This window comes from Pseudomonas sp. FEN (assembly GCF_904067045.1).
Taxonomy (GTDB): Bacteria; Pseudomonadota; Gammaproteobacteria; order Pseudomonadales; family Pseudomonadaceae; genus Aquipseudomonas.
This window is the reverse complement of sequence record NZ_CAJFDC010000003.1, coordinates 7,501-24,959: the sequence shown is the minus strand read 5'-3', so window position 1 is coordinate 24,959 and position 17,459 is coordinate 7,501. Positions and strand designations below refer to the sequence as shown.

General features: G+C 56.8%; 11 protein-coding genes, 4 tRNA genes and 2 rRNA genes (1 of these 17 running past the window's edge). All 17 read right to left on the bottom strand.

Annotated elements, in window-relative coordinates; genetic code table 11:
• Positions 1-187: 187 nt before the first annotated feature.
• Entirely contained in the window at positions 188-4,387 is a 4,200-nt protein-coding gene (gene rpoC / locus PFEN_RS05105) for a DNA-directed RNA polymerase subunit beta' (protein ID WP_191485934.1), read from the bottom strand.
• 64 nt (positions 4,388-4,451) lie between these two features.
• Positions 4,452-8,525, bottom strand: a complete 4,074-nt coding sequence (gene rpoB, locus PFEN_RS05100) for a DNA-directed RNA polymerase subunit beta (RefSeq protein WP_191485933.1) — start codon at positions 8,523-8,525, stop codon at positions 4,452-4,454.
• 221 nt (positions 8,526-8,746) lie between these two features.
• Entirely contained in the window at positions 8,747-9,112 is a 366-nt protein-coding gene (gene rplL, locus PFEN_RS05095) for a 50S ribosomal protein L7/L12 (protein WP_191485932.1), read from the bottom strand.
• Between the two features lie 78 nt (positions 9,113-9,190).
• Positions 9,191-9,691: a 50S ribosomal protein L10 gene (gene rplJ / locus PFEN_RS05090; RefSeq protein ID WP_191485931.1), complete on the bottom strand. Its 501-nt coding sequence runs from the start codon at positions 9,689-9,691 to the stop codon at positions 9,191-9,193.
• 198 nt (positions 9,692-9,889) lie between these two features.
• Complete coding sequence (gene rplA, locus PFEN_RS05085; RefSeq protein WP_100944347.1) at positions 9,890-10,585, bottom strand: 50S ribosomal protein L1; 696 nt, start codon at positions 10,583-10,585, stop codon at positions 9,890-9,892.
• Positions 10,585-11,016, bottom strand: coding sequence for a 50S ribosomal protein L11 (gene rplK / locus PFEN_RS05080; RefSeq protein ID WP_003176435.1), 432 nt, complete (start codon positions 11,014-11,016; stop codon positions 10,585-10,587). The genes rplA and rplK overlap by 1 nt, the downstream gene beginning before the upstream one ends.
• 117 nt (positions 11,017-11,133) lie before the next feature.
• Complete coding sequence (gene nusG, locus PFEN_RS05075; protein ID WP_010443972.1) at positions 11,134-11,667, bottom strand: transcription termination/antitermination protein NusG; 534 nt, start codon at positions 11,665-11,667, stop codon at positions 11,134-11,136.
• Positions 11,668-11,676: 9 nt separating this feature from the next.
• Positions 11,677-12,045: a preprotein translocase subunit SecE gene (secE, locus tag PFEN_RS05070; RefSeq protein ID WP_191485930.1), complete on the bottom strand. Its 369-nt coding sequence runs from the start codon at positions 12,043-12,045 to the stop codon at positions 11,677-11,679.
• A gap of 45 nt (positions 12,046-12,090) precedes the next feature.
• Positions 12,091-12,166, bottom strand: a tRNA-Trp gene (locus PFEN_RS05065).
• Between the two features lie 54 nt (positions 12,167-12,220).
• On the bottom strand, positions 12,221-13,414 hold the full coding sequence (tuf, locus tag PFEN_RS05060) for an elongation factor Tu (RefSeq protein ID WP_100944345.1): 1,194 nt from the start codon (positions 13,412-13,414) through the stop codon (positions 12,221-12,223).
• An 85-nt stretch (positions 13,415-13,499) separates the two neighbouring features.
• Positions 13,500-13,575: transfer RNA gene (locus PFEN_RS05055), tRNA-Thr, on the bottom strand.
• A 26-nt stretch (positions 13,576-13,601) separates the two neighbouring features.
• Positions 13,602-13,675, bottom strand: a tRNA-Gly gene (locus tag PFEN_RS05050).
• Positions 13,676-13,701: 26 nt separating this feature from the next.
• Positions 13,702-13,786, bottom strand: a tRNA-Tyr gene (locus PFEN_RS05045).
• A gap of 141 nt (positions 13,787-13,927) precedes the next feature.
• The gene (locus PFEN_RS05040; RefSeq protein WP_191485929.1) at positions 13,928-14,374 is read right to left on the bottom strand and encodes a hypothetical protein; all 447 of its coding nucleotides are present in this window, start codon (positions 14,372-14,374) and stop codon (positions 13,928-13,930) included.
• 101 nt (positions 14,375-14,475) lie between these two features.
• Complete coding sequence (gene birA, locus PFEN_RS05035) at positions 14,476-15,435, bottom strand: bifunctional biotin--[acetyl-CoA-carboxylase] ligase/biotin operon repressor BirA (RefSeq protein WP_191485928.1); 960 nt, start codon at positions 15,433-15,435, stop codon at positions 14,476-14,478.
• Between the two features lie 197 nt (positions 15,436-15,632).
• Positions 15,633-15,748, bottom strand: a 5S ribosomal RNA gene (gene rrf, locus PFEN_RS05030).
• Positions 15,749-15,919: 171 nt separating this feature from the next.
• Positions 15,920-17,459 (bottom strand): 23S ribosomal RNA (locus PFEN_RS05025) (it continues 1,352 nt past the right edge of the window).

The window sequence follows — 17,459 nt, the reverse complement described above, 5'->3', positions numbered from 1 at the left end:
TTGTCTTACAAGAAAAGCAAAATGGCAGGAACGAGTTCCCGCCAAATTTAGGGGTACAAGAGTCTAAAGAGGATCTTGCCCCCAGTCAAGACAAGGCCCCGACCTCCTCACACCGACCATCGCAACAAAAAATGTCGCGATGGCGCTGGCGGAGGCTATCAGGGCCTTGTTCTCACTACCGCGGAACTCAGTTACCGCTAGAGTTCAGCGCTTCGGTCAGTGCAGCTTCCACTTCACTGGCGCTTACGCGCAACGGTTTGTCCAGTTCACGACGACGCTTACGCTCGCTATGATAAGCCAGACCGGTACCGGCCGGGATCAGACGACCCACAACCACGTTTTCTTTCAGGCCGCGCAGGTAGTCGCGCTTGCCGGTAACGGCCGCTTCGGTCAGTACGCGGGTGGTCTCTTGGAAAGAGGCCGCGGAGATGAACGATTCGGTCGACAACGACGCCTTGGTGATACCCAGCAGAACACGAGTGAACTTGGACACGAACTTGTCGTCCGCAGCCAAACGCTCGTTCTCTACCAGGACGTGAGTCAATTCCATCTGGTCGCCCTTGATGAAAGTGGAATCGCCGGATTCAGCGATTTCAACTTTACGCAGCATCTGACGCAGGATGGTCTCGATGTGCTTATCGTTGATCTTCACGCCTTGCAGACGGTAAACGTCCTGGATCTCGTTGACGATGTACTTGGCCAGCGCACTCACACCCAACAGACGCAGGATGTCGTGTGGATCGCTTGGACCGTCGGAGATAACTTCGCCGCGGTTCACTTGTTCGCCTTCGAAGACGTTCAGGTGACGCCACTTCGGAATCAGCTCTTCATACGGATCGCTACCGTCGTTCGGGGTAATGACCAGACGGCGCTTGCCCTTGGTCTCCTTACCGAACGCGATGGTACCGCTGACTTCAGCCAGAATAGAGGCTTCTTTCGGACGACGAGCTTCGAACAAGTCGGCAACACGCGGCAGACCACCGGTGATGTCACGGGTCTTCGAAGTCTCTTGCGGGATACGCGCGATAACGTCGCCGATCGCGATTTTCGCACCGTCCGCCACACCGACCAGGGCGTTGGCTGGCAGGAAGTACTGAGCGATTACGTCAGTGCCTGGCAGCAACAGATCCTTGCCGTTGTCGTCGACCATCTTCACCGCAGGACGAATGTCCTTGCCGGCTGCCGGACGGTCTTTCGCGTCGAGTACTTCAATGTTGGTCATACCGGTCAATTCGTCTGTCTGACGCTTGATCGTGATGCCTTCTTCCATGCCCACGTAGGTCACGGTACCTTTCATTTCGGTAACGATTGGGTGAGTGTGCGGATCCCACTTGGCGACGATTGCGCCAGCGTCGACCTTGTCACCTTCTTTAACCGAAATCACCGCACCGTACGGCAGCTTGTAGCGCTCGCGCTCACGACCGTAGTCGTCGGCAATCGCCAGTTCACCGGAACGGGACACGGCAACCAGGTGGCCATCCACTCGCTCAACGTGCTTCAGGTTGTGCAGACGGACGGTACCGCCATTCTTCACCTGAACGCTGTCGGCCGCGGAGGTCCGGCTTGCCGCACCACCGATGTGGAACATACGCATGGTCAGCTGGGTACCCGGCTCACCGATGGACTGGGCAGCAATAACGCCGACCGCTTCACCGATGTTCACCTGGTGACCACGAGCCAAGTCACGGCCGTAGCACTTGGCGCAGATGCCATAACGGGTTTCGCAGCTGATTGGCGAGCGCACGATGACTTCGTCGATGCTGTTCAGCTCGATGAATTCAACCCACTTCTCGTCGACCAGGGTACCGGCGGGAACGATAACTTCCTCGGTGCCCGGCTTGAATACGTCACGGGCGATGACTCGACCCAGAACGCGCTCACCCAACGGCTCGACAACGTCACCGCCTTCGATGTGCGGCGTCATGAGCAAGCCTTGCTCAGTGCCACAGTCGACTTCGGTCACCACCAGATCCTGCGCCACGTCTACCAGACGACGGGTCAGGTAACCGGAGTTCGCGGTTTTCAACGCGGTATCCGCGAGACCCTTACGAGCACCGTGAGTGGAGATGAAGTACTGGAGTACGCTCAGGCCTTCACGGAAGTTCGCGGTGATCGGCGTCTCGATGATCGAGCCGTCCGGCTTGGCCATCAGGCCACGCATACCGGCCAGCTGACGGATCTGTGCAGCGGAACCCCGCGCACCCGAGTCGGCCATCATGTACATCGAGTTGAAGGATTCCTGGTCGACTTCGTCGCCATGACGGTCGATGACCTTCTCTTTCGAGAGGTTGGCCATCATCGCCTTGGACACTTCGTCGTTCGCCTTGGACCACAAGTCGATCACTTTGTTGTACTTCTCGCCCTGGGTAACCAGGCCGGAGGCGTACTGACTTTCGATCTCTTTCACTTCGTCGGTGGCAGCACCGATGATGCGGGCTTTTTCATCCGGGATAACGAAGTCGTTAACACCGATGGAAACGCCGGAAATGGTCGAATAGGCAAAACCGGTGTACATCAACTGGTCAGCGAAGATCACGGTCTCTTTCAAACCAACCACGCGGTAGCACTGGTTGATCAGCTTGGAGATCGCCTTCTTCTTCATCGGCAGGTTGACGACGTCGAACGACAGGCCGGCCGGAACCACCTGGAACAACAGCGCACGGCCGACAGTGGTGTCGACGATACGGGTGTTCTTGACGCTGCCACCATCACGATCATTGACGGTTTCGTTGATCCGAACCTTGATCTTGGCATGCAGGGCCGCTTCGCCGGCGCGGAATACCCGGTCGACTTCCTGCAGGTCGGCGAAGATACGGCCTTCGCCCTTGGCGTTGATCGCTTCACGGGTCATGTAGTACAGACCCAATACAACGTCCTGCGACGGAACGATGATTGGCTCACCGTTGGCTGGCGACAGGATGTTGTTGGTCGACATCATCAACGCACGCGCTTCAAGCTGGGCTTCCAGCGTCAGCGGTACGTGCACGGCCATTTGGTCGCCGTCGAAGTCGGCGTTGTACGCAGCACAGACCAGAGGGTGCAGCTGGATAGCCTTACCTTCGATCAGTACCGGTTCAAACGCCTGGATACCCAGACGGTGAAGGGTCGGTGCACGGTTGAGGAGGACCGGGTGTTCGCGAATCACTTCAGCGAGAACGTCCCAAACCTCTGGCAGTTCACGCTCGACCATTTTCTTGGCGGCTTTGATGGTGGTCGCCAGACCACGCATTTCCAGCTTGCCGAAAATGAACGGCTTGAACAGCTCGAGAGCCATCTTCTTCGGCAGACCGCACTGGTGCAGACGCAGGGTCGGACCTACGGTAATTACCGAACGACCGGAGTAGTCAACACGCTTACCGAGCAAGTTCTGACGGAAACGACCTTGCTTACCCTTGATCATGTCGGCCAGGGATTTCAGAGGACGCTTGTTCGAACCGGTGATGGCGCGACCGCGACGACCGTTGTCCAGCAGGGCATCCACCGCTTCCTGCAGCATGCGCTTTTCGTTGCGCACGATGATGTCAGGCGCGGACAGGTCCAGCAGGCGCTTCAAACGGTTGTTACGGTTGATCACTCGACGATACAGATCGTTGAGGTCGGAAGTCGCGAAGCGACCGCCATCGAGCGGAACCAGCGGACGCAGGTCTGGCGGCAGAACCGGCAGAACGGTCAGCACCATCCACTCTGGCAGGTTGCCGGAACCCTGGAAGGCTTCCATCAACTTCAGACGCTTGGACAGCTTCTTGATCTTGGTTTCGGAGTTGGTTTGCGGAATTTCTTCGCGCAGACGGCCAATCTCGTGCTCCAGGTCGATCGCGTGCAGCAGTTCGCGGACAGCTTCAGCACCCATGCGGGCGTCGAAGTCATCACCGAACTCTTCGAGGGCTTCGAAGTACTGCTCGTCGTTCAGCAACTGGCCTTTTTCAAGGGTGGTCATGCCCGGATCGATAACGACATAGCTCTCGAAGTAGAGAACGCGCTCGATATCACGCAGGGTCATGTCCATCAGCAAGCCAATACGCGACGGCAGGGACTTCAGGAACCAGATGTGGGCAACCGGCGAAGCCAGTTCGATGTGCGCCATGCGCTCACGACGAACCTTGGCCAGGGCGACTTCAACGCCGCACTTCTCGCAGATCACACCGCGGTGCTTCAAGCGCTTGTACTTACCGCACAGGCACTCGTAATCCTTGACCGGGCCAAAGATCTTGGCGCAGAACAGGCCGTCACGTTCAGGTTTGAACGTACGGTAGTTGATGGTTTCCGGCTTTTTAACTTCACCGAACGACCACGAACGGATCATCTCAGGCGAGGCCAATCCGATACGGATGGCGTCGAACTCTTCGACTTGACCCTGGTTTTTCAGCAAATTCAGTAGGTCTTTCAAGGCCTTTCCTCCTGGCGGAGCAGAGAGCGGGCAGTACGGCCCCGCTCTCGATTCGCGTCACGTGTTATTCGGTTTCCAGATCGATATCGATGCCGAGGGAACGAATTTCCTTGATCAACACGTTGAAGGACTCGGGCATGCCCGGCTCCATACGGTGATCGCCGTCCACGATGTTTTTGTACATCTTGGTCCGACCGTTCACATCGTCCGACTTCACTGTGAGCATTTCTTGCAGAGTGTATGCCGCGCCGTATGCTTCCAGCGCCCAGACCTCCATCTCCCCGAAACGCTGACCACCGAACTGCGCCTTACCACCCAGCGGCTGCTGGGTAACCAGGCTGTACGAACCGGTAGAACGGGCGTGCATCTTGTCGTCTACCAAGTGGTTCAGCTTCAGCATGTACATGTAGCCAACGGTAACCGGACGCTCGAACTTGTTGCCGGTACGACCATCGAACAGTTGCATCTGGCCGCTTTCCGGCAGGTCTGCCAGTTTCAGCATGGCCTTGATTTCAACTTCCTTGGCACCGTCGAATACTGGGGTGGCCATTGGCACACCAGCTTTCAGGTTGTGTGCCAAGTCGAGGATTTCCTGGTCGGAGAAGCTGTCCAGGTCCTCGTTGCGACCGCCGATCTCGTTGTAGATCTCGTGCAGGAACTTGCGCAGGTCAGCGACCTTGCGTTGCTCCTCGATCATACGGTTGATCTTCTCGCCCAAGCCCTTGGCCGCCAGGCCCAGGTGGGTTTCGAGGATCTGACCGACGTTCATACGCGAAGGTACGCCCAGCGGGTTGAGGACGACGTCGACCGGGGTGCCATAGGCATCGTGCGGCATGTCTTCAACCGGCATGATCACGGAGACCACACCCTTGTTACCGTGACGACCGGCCATCTTGTCGCCCGGCTGGATGCGGCGACGGATAGCCAGGTAGACCTTGACGATCTTCAGTACGCCCGGAGCCAGGTCATCGCCTTGCTGCAGCTTGCGCTTCTTGTCTTCGAACTTGTCGTCCAGCAGACGGCGGCGATCAACGATGTAGGCCTGGGCCTTCTCGAGCTGCTCGTTCAGCGCATCTTCAGCCATGCGCAGTTTGAACCACTGGCCGTGCTCAAGACCGTCGAGCACTTCGTTGGTGATGTCCTGACCTTTCTTCAGGCCAGCGCCGCCTTCGGCCTTGTGGCCAACCAGCGCGGAACGCAGACGTTCGAAGGTCGCGCCTTCAACGATGCGGAACTCTTCGTTGAGGTCCTTGCGGATCTCGTCGAGCTGGCTCTTCTCGATGGACAGCGCGCGGCTATCGCGCTCGACGCCATCACGAGTGAAGACTTGTACGTCGATGACGGTACCCTTGGTACCGGTCGGTACGCGCAGGGAGGTGTCTTTGACGTCGCTGGCCTTCTCACCGAAGATCGCACGCAGCAGTTTTTCTTCCGGAGTCAGTTGGGTCTCGCCTTTCGGAGTGACCTTACCAACCAGGATGTCGCCCGGGCCGACTTCGGCACCGACGTAGACGATACCGGCTTCGTCCAGTTTGTTCAGAGCGGCTTCACCCACGTTCGGGATGTCCGCGGTGATTTCCTCTGGCCCAAGCTTGGTGTCACGCGCCACGCAGGTCAGTTCCTGGATGTGGATCGTGGTGAAACGGTCTTCCTGAACAACGCGTTCCGACAGGCAGATGGAGTCTTCGAAGTTGAAGCCGTTCCATGCCATGAAGGCGATGCGCATGTTCTGACCCAGTGCCAGTTCACCCATGTCGGTGGACGGGCCGTCGGCCATGATGTCGCTGCGCTGAACGCGATCACCCTTGCGCACCAGCGGACGCTGGTTGATGCAGGTGTTCTGGTTCGAGCGGGTGTACTTGGTCAGGTTGTAGATGTCGACACCGGCTTCGCCAGTTTCAACTTCATCATCGGCAACACGAACCACGATACGGCTGGCATCGACGGAGTCGATCACGCCACCACGGCGAGCCACAACGCAAACACCGGAGTCACGGGCAACGTTGCGCTCCATGCCGGTACCTACCAGCGGCTTGTCGGCACGCAGGGTCGGTACAGCCTGACGCTGCATGCTGGAACCCATCAACGCACGGTTGGCGTCGTCGTGCTCGAGGAACGGGATCAGCGACGCAGCCACCGAGACAACCTGCTTCGGCGAAACGTCCATCAGGGTGACGTCTTCCGGCGCCTTGACGGTGAACTCGTTCAGGTGACGCACGGCTACCAGCTCGTCGATCAGCACTTTCTGCTCGTTCATGGTCGCCGAAGCCTGGGCGATCACGTGATCGGCCTCTTCGATGGCGGACAGGAACACGATCTCGTCGGTGACCAGGGCGTCTTTCACCACACGGTACGGGCTTTCCAGGAAGCCGTACTGGTTGGTGCGCGCATAGGCGGCCAGGGAGTTGATCAGACCGATGTTCGGACCTTCCGGCGTTTCGATCGGGCAAACACGACCGTAGTGCGTCGGGTGTACGTCACGGACTTCGAAGCCCGCGCGTTCGCGGGTCAGACCACCTGGGCCGAGTGCGGAGACACGACGCTTGTGGGTGATCTCGGACAGCGGGTTGTTCTGGTCCATGAACTGCGACAGCTGGCTGGAACCGAAGAACTCTTTCACCGCCGCAGCCACTGGCTTGGCGTTGATCAGGTCTTGCGGCATCAGGCCTTCGCTTTCAGCCATCGACAGACGTTCCTTGACCGCACGCTCAACGCGTACCAGGCCAACACGGAACTGGTTCTCGGCCATTTCGCCGACACAGCGAACACGACGGTTACCCAGGTGGTCGATGTCGTCGACGATGCCCTTGCCGTTACGGATGTCGACCAGGGTCTTGAGGACCGCGACGATATCGTCCTTGTTCAGAACACCCGAACCTTCGATCTCGGTACGCCCGATACGACGGTTGAACTTCATCCGGCCGACCGCGGACAGGTCATAGCGCTCAGGGCTGAAGAACAGGTTGTTGAACAGGGTCTCGGCGGCATCCTTGGTCGGTGGCTCACCAGGACGCATCATGCGATAGATCTCGACCAGTGCTTCCAGTTGGTTGCTGGTGGAGTCGATCTTCAGCGTGTCGGAGATGAACGGACCGCAGTCGATGTCGTTGGTGTACAGCGTCTCGATGCGAACGACCTGGGCCTTGGCGATTTTCGCCAGGATCTCGGTGTTCAGCTCGGTGTTGCATTCGGCCAGGATCTCGCCGGTAGCCGGGTGCACGATGACCTTGGCGGTGGTGCGGCCCAGGACGTAGTCCAGCGGCACATCCAGCTCTTTGATCCCGGCCTTTTCCAGCTGGTTGATGTGGCGAGCGGTAATACGGCGACCCTGCTCGACAATCACCTTGCCTTTGTCATCGAGGATGTCGAGGACGGCGATTTCACCGCGCAGGCGCTGAGGCACCAGCTCCAGGCTCAGGGTTTCGCCCTTCACGTGGAAAACGTTGGTGGTGTAGAACGCGTCCAGCACTTCCTCGGTGGCGTAGCCCAGAGCGCGCAGCAGCACGGAAGCCGGCAGCTTGCGACGACGGTCGATACGCACGAAGACGCAGTCTTTCGGGTCGAACTCGAAGTCCAGCCACGAACCGCGGTAAGGAATGATCCGCGCGGAGTACAGCAGTTTGCCGGAGCTGTGCGTCTTGCCGCGGTCGTGGTCGAAGAACACGCCCGGGGAACGGTGCAGCTGGGAAACGATCACGCGCTCGGTACCGTTGATAACGAAGGTACCGTTCTCGGTCATCAGGGGAATTTCACCCATGTAGACTTCTTGCTCTTTGATGTCCTTGATCGCTTTGTTCGACGATTCTTTGTCGAAAATGATCAGGCGCACTTTTACCCGCAAAGGTACGGCGTAAGTCACACCGCGCAATACGCATTCTTTGACATCAAATGCCGGTTCGCCCAGGCGATAACCGACGTACTCCAGCGCAGCATTGCCGGAGTAGCTGATGATCGGGAAAACGGATTTGAAGGCCGCATGCAGGCCCACGTCGCGGAACTGATCTTTAGTCGCTCCCGCCTGCAAGAATTCACGATACGAATCCAGCTGGATGGCCAGGAGGTACGGCACATCCATGACGTCCGGCAACTTGCTAAAGTCCTTGCGGATACGTTTTTTCTCAGTATATGAGTAAGCCATCAGCGTTCCCCAGCTTGGTCACCTGCTTGTTTGGCCCCTCCCCGACGGGAGCAGCCAGAAAATCGTGCAAACCCCATGGTTTGCGCCACCGCATCGGGTGGTTGAAGCACGTTAGAGGCACCGACCGGATCGGCCGCCAGTAACGGAAAAAGGCCGGTGGCAAGAGCCACCAGCCATCAGCCTGTCGCTTAACGCTCGGGCTGGAGACGCAAGGTCAGAGCTTACTTCAGCTCGACTTTAGCGCCTGCTTCTTCCAGTGCTGCTTTGGCTTTGTCAGCTGCGTCTTTGGCAACAGCTTCCAGAACCAGGGCAGGAGCGCCGTCAACTACAGCCTTGGCTTCTTTCAGGCCCAGACCGGTCAGTTCACGTACAGCCTTGATCACGTTAACTTTCTTCTCGCCAGCTTCCAGCAGCATGACGTTGAATTCGGTTTGCTCTTCAACAACAGCGGCAGCAGCAGCAGGACCTGCCGAAGCAGCAGCAGCGGTAACACCGAATTTTTCTTCGAAAGCTTTGATCAGCTCAACAACCTGCAGAACGGACATTTCAGCTACGGCGTTGAGGATATCGTCTTGAGAGATAGACATGACTCTAATTCCTGAATTGGGGGACGGCCTACGCGACCATCGAAATAAACAAAAATACGCGGAAGGAAGTGCCGAGCCTTAGGCTGCTGCAGCTTCTTTCTGGTCGCGAATAGCCGCCAGAGTACGAGCCAACTTGCTGGTAGCGCCTTGGATCACGCTCATCAGCTGGGAGATAGCTTCGTTACGGGTCGGCAAGGTTGCCAGTACGTCGATCTGATTCGCTGCGAGGAACTTGCCCTCGAACGCAGCTGCCTTGATCTCGAACTTGTCCTGACCCTTTGCGAACTCTTTGAACAGACGAGCAGCAGCGCCCGGGTGTTCCTTGGAGAAAGCAATCAGGGTCGGGCCTTTGAACACGTCGTTGAGAACCGAGTACTCGGTGCCTTCAACGGCGCGCTTGAGCAGGGTATTACGTACGACACGCACGTATACGCCAGCTTCGCGGGCCTCTTTACGGAGTCCGGTCATCGCGCTTACTGTTACGCCACGGGCATCAGCCACGACAGCGGACAGAGCGACTTTGGCAGCCTCGTTGACTTCAGCGACGATGGCCTTCTTGTCTTCGAGTTTAATTGCCACGGGTTTAACTCCTGCTTGTTACCGTTTCATCTGGCCGGAGCCGGATGTCGTTTTGGTGTCTGATTCGGTAAGGAACCGGGAGCACCATCTGCGTAGGCTTGAGGTTTAAGACTTGCGTCGCCTACGGTCTTGGATAGCCCCCGCCAGGCAGGGACCCCAATTTTTTCGATGGATGCAATCGCTTGCACCCATCGGGTCTTACGCTTCCAGCGAACCTTGGTCGATGACCAGGCCTGGACCCATGGTGGTGCTCAGGGTAACGCGCTTGACGTAGATACCTTTCGAGGAAGCCGGTTTGATACGCTTCAGATCAGCGATCAGGGCTTCAACGTTTTCCTTCAGCTTGACGGCATCGAAGCCGATCTTGCCAACGGAGGTGTGGATAATACCGTTCTTGTCGGTGCGATAACGAACCTGACCGGCCTTGGCGTTTTTCACCGCGGTGGCGACGTCTGGGGTTACGGTACCGACTTTCGGGTTAGGCATCAGGCCACGTGGGCCGAGGATCTGACCCAATTGACCTACAACACGCATTGCGTCCGGGGAAGCAATAACGACGTCATAGTTCAGGTCGCCGCCTTTCATTTCGGCAGCCAGGTCGTCCATGCCAACGCGATCGGCGCCGGCAGCCAGAGCGGCTTCAGCAGCCGGGCCCTGGGTGAACACAGCAACGCGAACGGTCTTGCCAGTGCCGTGTGGCAGCACGGTAGCGCTACGGACGACCTGGTCGGATTTACGTGGGTCAACGCCCAGGTTTACAGCAACGTCAAACGACTCGCTGAACTTGACAGTCGACAGCTCGGTCAGCAGAGCAGCGGCTTCTACAAAGTTGTAGGCCTTGCCTGCTTCGATTTTGCCGGCGATAGCCTTTTGGCGCTTGGTCAGCTTAGCCATTACACACCCTCCACGTTAAGGCCCATGCTACGAGCAGAACCGGCGATGGTACGCACGGCTGCATCCATATCAGCTGCAGTCAGATCCGCGTTTTTGGTTTTCGCGATTTCTTCCAGCTGAGCACGGGTCACGGTGCCAACCTTAACGGTGTTCGGACGAGCGGAACCGCTGGTCAGGCCGGCGGCCTTTTTCAGCAGAACCGAAGCCGGGGTGGACTTGGTTTCGAAAGTGAAGCTGCGGTCACTGTAGACAGTGATGATCACTGGAGTCGGCAGACCTGGCTCAAGACCCTGGGTACGGGCGTTGAAGGCCTTGCAGAATTCCATGATGTTCACGCCGTGCTGACCCAGAGCTGGACCGACGGGTGGGCTAGGGTTGGCCTGGGCGGCCTTCACTTGCAGCTTGATGTAAGCGGTAATCTTCTTGGCCATGAGGCACTCCAATTACGGGTTCGAACGCCTCGAAAGGCTCCCCGGTTACTTGCGCGTTTATCCCAGTGACGACAAAACCCCACAGCCTTGGACTGTGGGGTTGGGATGCTTGTTCAGCTAGACCTTTTCGACCTGACTGAACTCCAACTCTACCGGAGTAGAGCGTCCGAAAATGAGCACAGCCACCTGGATGCGGCTCTTTTCGTAGTTGACCTCTTCGACGGTGCCGTTGAAATCGGCGAACGGACCATCGGTAACACGTACGACTTCGCCCGGTTCGAACAATGTCTTCGGCTTCGGCTTGTCGCTACCATCAGCGACTCGACGCAGAATCGCTTCCGCCTCTTTGTCGGTGATCGGTGCGGGCTTGTCGGCGGTACCGCCGATAAAACCCATCACCCGAGGCGTATCCTTGACCAAGTGCCAAGTACCCTCGTTCATGTCCATCTGTACCAGCACATAGCCAGGGAAGAACTTGCGTTCGCTTTTGCGCTTCTGGCCGTTACGCATTTCCACTACTTCTTCAGTAGGGACCAGAATTTCGCCGAAGCCATCTTCCATGCCTGCCAGCTTTACACGCTCGATCAACGAGCGCATGACATGCTTCTCGTAACCCGAGTAAGCATGCACAACGTACCAACGCTTAGCCACGGGACACCCTTAGCCTACAATCAAGGAAACAAGCCAGCCGAGCAGGGAATCAAGCCCCCACAACAGCAACGCCATAACCAGAACAACAGCCACCACGATCAACGTGGTCTGCGTGGTTTCTTGGCGAGTCGGCCACACGACTTTACGAATCTCGGCACGAGCTTCCTTTGCCAGCACGAAGAACGACTTGCCTTTCGCGGTCTGCAGGCCTACAAAGGCAGCTACAGCAGCAATGACAAGTAGAGCCAGCACGCGGTACAGGATCGGCGAACCATGATAGTACTGGTTGCCAACAACACCAATCACCACCAAAGCGACTACGACGAGCCACTTGAGAAGATCGAAGCGAGAGCCTTGGGCTTCAGCGTTGGAGGTCATCTAAGAGGATCCTGTGAAAAGAAAGCCAGACACACCGAGTGAATCTGGCAGGTCAGGAGGGAATCGAACCCCCAACCTACGGTTTTGGAGACCGTCGCTCTGCCAATTGAGCTACTGACCTAAAACTTGAATCAGGCCGACCATTATGTCGGCCTGAGAGAGGTATTTCAACTACTTATTCGATTACTTTTGCTACGACACCAGCACCGACGGTACGACCACCCTCGCGGATAGCGAAACGCAGGCCATCTTCCATCGCAATGGTCTTGATCAGCGTGACAGTCATCTGAATGTTGTCACCCGGCATTACCATTTCAACACCTTCCGGCAGCTCGCAGTTACCCGTCACGTCAGTCGTACGGAAGTAGAACTGTGGGCGGTAACCTTTGAAGAACGGAGTATGACGACCGCCTTCCTCCTTGCTCAGAACGTAGACTTCGGCGGTGAACTTGGTGTGCGGCTTGACCGAACCTGGCTTGACCAGTACCTGGCCACGCTCGACATCGTCACGCTTGGTGCCGCGCAGCAGAACGCCGCAGTTTTCACCCGCACGACCTTCGTCGAGCAGTTTACGAAACATTTCAACACCGGTGCAGGTGGTGACAGCGGTGTCACGCAGACCTACGATCTCCAGCGGATCTTGAACACGAACAATACCGCGCTCAATGCGACCAGTTACCACAGTGCCGCGACCGGAGATCGAGAAAACGTCTTCGATCGGCATCAGGAAAGGCTTGTCGATAGCACGCTCAGGCTCGGGAATGTAGCTATCCAGAGTCTCGACCAGCTTCTTGACAGCCGAAGTCCCCATGCCATTTTCATCATTACCTTCCAGCGCCATACGGGCCGAACCGATAATGATAGGCGTGTCATCGCCTGGGAAATCGTAGGTGCTCAGCAGATCGCGCACTTCCATTTCAACCAGTTCCAGCAGCTCGGCGTCATCCACCAGATCAGCCTTGTTCAGGAAGACCACAATGTAAGGAACGCCTACCTGACGGGACAGCAGAATGTGCTCACGGGTTTGCGGCATCGGACCATCAGCGGCCGAGCAAACCAGGATAGCGCCGTCCATCTGAGCAGCACCGGTAATCATGTTTTTTACATAGTCGGCGTGACCTGGGCAGTCAACGTGTGCGTAGTGACGCACGGCCGAATCGTATTCAACGTGAGCGGTGTTGATGGTGATGCCGCGAGCTTTTTCTTCCGGAGCGCTATCGATCTTGTCGAAGTCAACCTTGGCCGAACCGAACACTTCGGAACAAACGCGGGTCAGGGCTGCGGTCAGCGTGGTCTTACCATGGTCGACGTGACCGATAGTACCAACGTTGACGTGCGGCTTATTACGTTCGAACTTTTCCTTAGCCATCGAAATCACCCTCAGGAGAAGAATTTAGCAAGCTACATCAGCCATTAAAACAAAGGCAGATATTTGCATATCTGCCTTGTTATTATGGAGCTCTTGAGCGGATTTGAACCGCTGACCTCACCCTTACCAAGGGTGTGCTCTACCAACTGAGCTACAAGAGCGAAACACGGTGCACAAACAGCAAACTTGGAGCGGGTAGCGGGAATCGAACCCGCATCATCAGCTTGGAAGGCTGAGGTTCTACCACTAAACTATACCCGCGGAGCTTGCAGCTCACGCTTAAATTATGGTGGAGGGGGAAGGATTCGAACCTTCGAAGTCGTAGACGTCAGATTTACAGTCTGATCCCTTTGGCCGCTCGGGAACCCCTCCTAAGCGAGCCGGCATTCTACATCATGCCAGCCTTCTGTCAAGCATTTTCTCATTTAAATTATGAGGTTAGCTGCGTTGACCCGCTTCGTAGCCAGTCCCTCAAGAGGTGTTCACTGCGAAGCGGGCGCCATTCTATTCAAACTATTCGACAGTTGCAATGCCTTCGCACGGCATTATTTTATGTTTTAACTCATTGAATTCTTTAGCAAGGTTCTGCAACAGCGCGTCGTCCAGCAAATGCTGGCTTTCAGGTGCGATCCGCACCCAGTAGCCGGCCGAATCCGGCACATTGAGCTGTCCGATCCGCGCTTTGATATTTCCACCCTGGAGACGCTGGGCAATGGATTGCGCCAGATCCTGGCGAGCAACAGGCCCCAGATAGACACAATCACCCTCGCGCTCGGGCGCTCCAGAAGCCGCACGACGCGCCCCGGCGCCATCCGACTCGCTCAACAACTGGATATCCTGGTGAGCACTACGGTACAGCGAAAGAGGAGCGACTTCCTTGGCCCTCAAGGGTGCTTCCTGCTGGTGCCAGACGTAATAGACACCATTGAGCACCAGCAGCAATAGAAACAACCAACGCATAGGAACCTCAATCGAGCGGATAGACCACCGCCAAGCCAACCAACACCGGGACGGGCATCCGACGCACCCAGCCCTTGCCAAAGCCGTCCGCAGCCCAGAACTCAAGCATCATCGCGCAAGCGCAGGCTGAGCTCGCCACCACTGAAGACCTTTTCCACGCCATCCACCTGCAAACGAAGCGCGCCCTGCTGATCGATGCCCAGCACGATCCCTTCGACCTGGTTCACCCCGGCGACCAGGGCAACCTTGCGCCCCTGCCAGAGATGATTCTGCTCCCACTCCGCCTGGATCGCGGCAAAACCGGAGGACTGATGCCAATCCAGGTAAAAGCGCAGCTTTTCTCCCAGACTGGCGATCAGTTGGTTGCGATCGATCGAGCGCCCCGTTTCCAGCCGGGCCGACGTCCACAGCTGATCCACCTGGTCGGCCGTTTGCATATTGACGTTGATCCCAACACCCAGCACGACATGACAGACATCCGCCGGATCGCCGACCAACTCCAGAAGAATGCCGGCGATCTTCTTGTTGTCGACCAGCACGTCATTTGGCCACTTCAGCCCGGCCCGGGCGATGCCGAGCTCACGCAATACGGTTAACACGGCCAGGCCGACCACCAGGCTCAGGCCTTCCAGCTGGCGCATGCCGCCTTCAATCCTGAGCAACAGACTGTAATAGATATTTTCGGCGAACGGGCTGACCCACTGCCGCCCTCTACGTCCTCGCCCGGCGGTTTGCCGCTCGGCCACCACGATAAAAGGCGCGGCAACGCCTTTCTCCACCAGACGTAGCGCCTCGGCATTGGTTGAGTCAATGGTGTCGTAGACATGCACTGGCCAGGATGCCATGGGGTTTGCAGCTGCTATCTCCAGCTCGTTCAATAGCACCAGCGGACTGGCAAGTTGGTAACCCCGGCCACGGACCTTATGGATAACCAGCCCGAATTCCGCCTCCAGTTGCTGGAGCTGCTTCCAGACGGCGCTGCGGCTTACACCCAACGCCACCCCTAGCGCTTGCCCGGAGTGGAATCGACCATCTTTGAGGAGTTTCAACAACGTCAGCATGCAGGTCTCGATTCACGATGAGGTAGGCATGATAGCCATGCGTCGAGGGCTTGCATATGATCCTTGGGCCTTGCAGCGCCTATTCGACCTCTTCGCGGCGGTGCGGCGAATAGGCCCTCAAGCCCCGCACCCAATATTTCGACGCCACAAAAACAAAACCCCTGATCGCGTTAGCAATCAGGGGTTCTGGAATTTAATCTTGACGATGACCTACTCTCACATGGGGAAACCCCACACTACCATCGGCGATGCATCGTTTCACTGCTGAGTTCGGGATGGGATCAGGTGGTTCCAATGCTCTATGGTCGTCAAGAAATTCGGTAGCCAGCTCGTTTTCTCTTGCGAGATCACGCTCCAGCAAATGGGTATGTGACAGCTCGGTGTTTTGTGAGTCGCAAACTTTCGGTTCGTTTCGTCTTCACACACCGCAATCTGGTGCTCCTTCGCTCTTCAGCTCGAAGCCTGCAAATTGCTTGGGTGTTATATGGTCAAGCCTCACGGGCAATTAGTACAGGTTAGCTCAACGCCTCACAGCGCTTACACACCCTGCCTATCAACGTCGTAGTCTTCGACGGCCCTTCAGGGAACTCAAGGTTCCAGTGAGATCTCATCTTGAGGCAAGTTTCCCGCTTAGATGCTTTCAGCGGTTATCTTTCCCGAACATAGCTACCCGGCAATGCCACTGGCGTGACAACCGGAACACCAGAGGTTCGTCCACTCCGGTCCTCTCGTACTAGGAGCAGCCCCTCTCAAATCTCAAACGTCCACGGCAGATAGGGACCGAACTGTCTCACGACGTTCTAAACCCAGCTCGCGTACCACTTTAAATGGCGAACAGCCATACCCTTGGGACCGGCTTCAGCCCCAGGATGTGATGAGCCGACATCGAGGTGCCAAACACCGCCGTCGATATGAACTCTTGGGCGGTATCAGCCTGTTATCCCCGGAGTACCTTTTATCCGTTGAGCGATGGCCCTTCCATACAGAACCACCGGATCACTAAGACCTACTTTCGTACCTGCTCGACGTGTCTGTCTCGCAGTCAAGCGCGCTTTTGCCTTTATACTCTACGACCGATTTCCGACCGGTCTGAGCGCACCTTCGTACTCCTCCGTTACTCTTTAGGAGGAGACCGCCCCAGTCAAACTACCCACCATACACTGTCCTCGATCCGGATAACGGACCTGAGTTAGAACCTCAAAGTTGCCAGGGTGGTATTTCAAGGTTGGCTCCACGCGAACTGGCGTCCACGCTTCAAAGCCTCCCACCTATCCTACACAAGCAAATTCAAAGTCCAGTGCAAAGCTATAGTAAAGGTTCACGGGGTCTTTCCGTCTAGCCGCGGATACACTGCATCTTCACAGCGATTTCAATTTCACTGAGTCTCGGGTGGAGACAGCGCCGCCATCGTTACGCCATTCGTGCAGGTCGGAACTTACCCGACAAGGAATTTCGCTACCTTAGGACCGTTATAGTTACGGCCGCCGTTTACCGGGGCTTCGATCAAGAGCTTCGCGTTAGCTAACCCCATCAATTAACCTTCCGGCACCGGGCAGGCGTCACACCCTATACGTCCACTTTCGTGTTTGCAGAGTGCTGTGTTTTTAATAAACAGTCGCAGCGGCCTGGTATCTTCGACCGGCATGGGCTTACGGAGCAAGTCCTTCACCCTCACCGGCGCACCTTCTCCCGAAGTTACGGTGCCATTTTGCCTAGTTCCTTCACCCGAGTTCTCTCAAGCGCCTTGGTATTCTCTACCCAACCACCTGTGTCGGTTTGGGGTACGGTTCCTGGTTACCTGAAGCTTAGAAGCTTTTCTTGGAAGCATGGCATCAACCACTTCGTCATCTAAAAGATAACTCGTCATCAGCTCTCGGCCTTGGAATCCCGGATTTACCTAAGATTCCAGCCTACCACCTTAAACTTGGACAACCAACGCCAAGCTGGCCTAGCCTTCTCCGTCCCTCCATCGCAATAACCAGAAGTACAGGAATATTAACCTGTTTTCCATCGACTACGCTTTT

Bases quoted from the DNA above. Each gene is read 5' to 3' on its own strand.
- rpoB (WP_191485933.1), bottom strand. From the start codon at position 8,525: ATGGCTTACTCATATACTGAGAAAAAACGTATCCGCAAGGACTTTAGC.
- tuf (WP_100944345.1), bottom strand. From the start codon at position 13,414: ATGGCTAAGGAAAAGTTCGAACGTAATAAGCCGCACGTCAACGTTGGT.
- birA (WP_191485928.1), bottom strand. From the start codon at position 15,435: ATGCTGACGTTGTTGAAACTCCTCAAAGATGGTCGATTCCACTCCGGG.
- secE (WP_191485930.1), bottom strand. From the start codon at position 12,045: ATGACCTCCAACGCTGAAGCCCAAGGCTCTCGCTTCGATCTTCTCAAG.
- rplK (WP_003176435.1), bottom strand. From the start codon at position 11,016: ATGGCCAAGAAGATTACCGCTTACATCAAGCTGCAAGTGAAGGCCGCC.
- rplL (WP_191485932.1), bottom strand. From the start codon at position 9,112: ATGTCTATCTCTCAAGACGATATCCTCAACGCCGTAGCTGAAATGTCC.
- PFEN_RS05040 (WP_191485929.1), bottom strand. From the start codon at position 14,374: ATGCGTTGGTTGTTTCTATTGCTGCTGGTGCTCAATGGTGTCTATTAC.
- rplA (WP_100944347.1), bottom strand. From the start codon at position 10,585: ATGGCTAAGCTGACCAAGCGCCAAAAGGCTATCGCCGGCAAAATCGAA.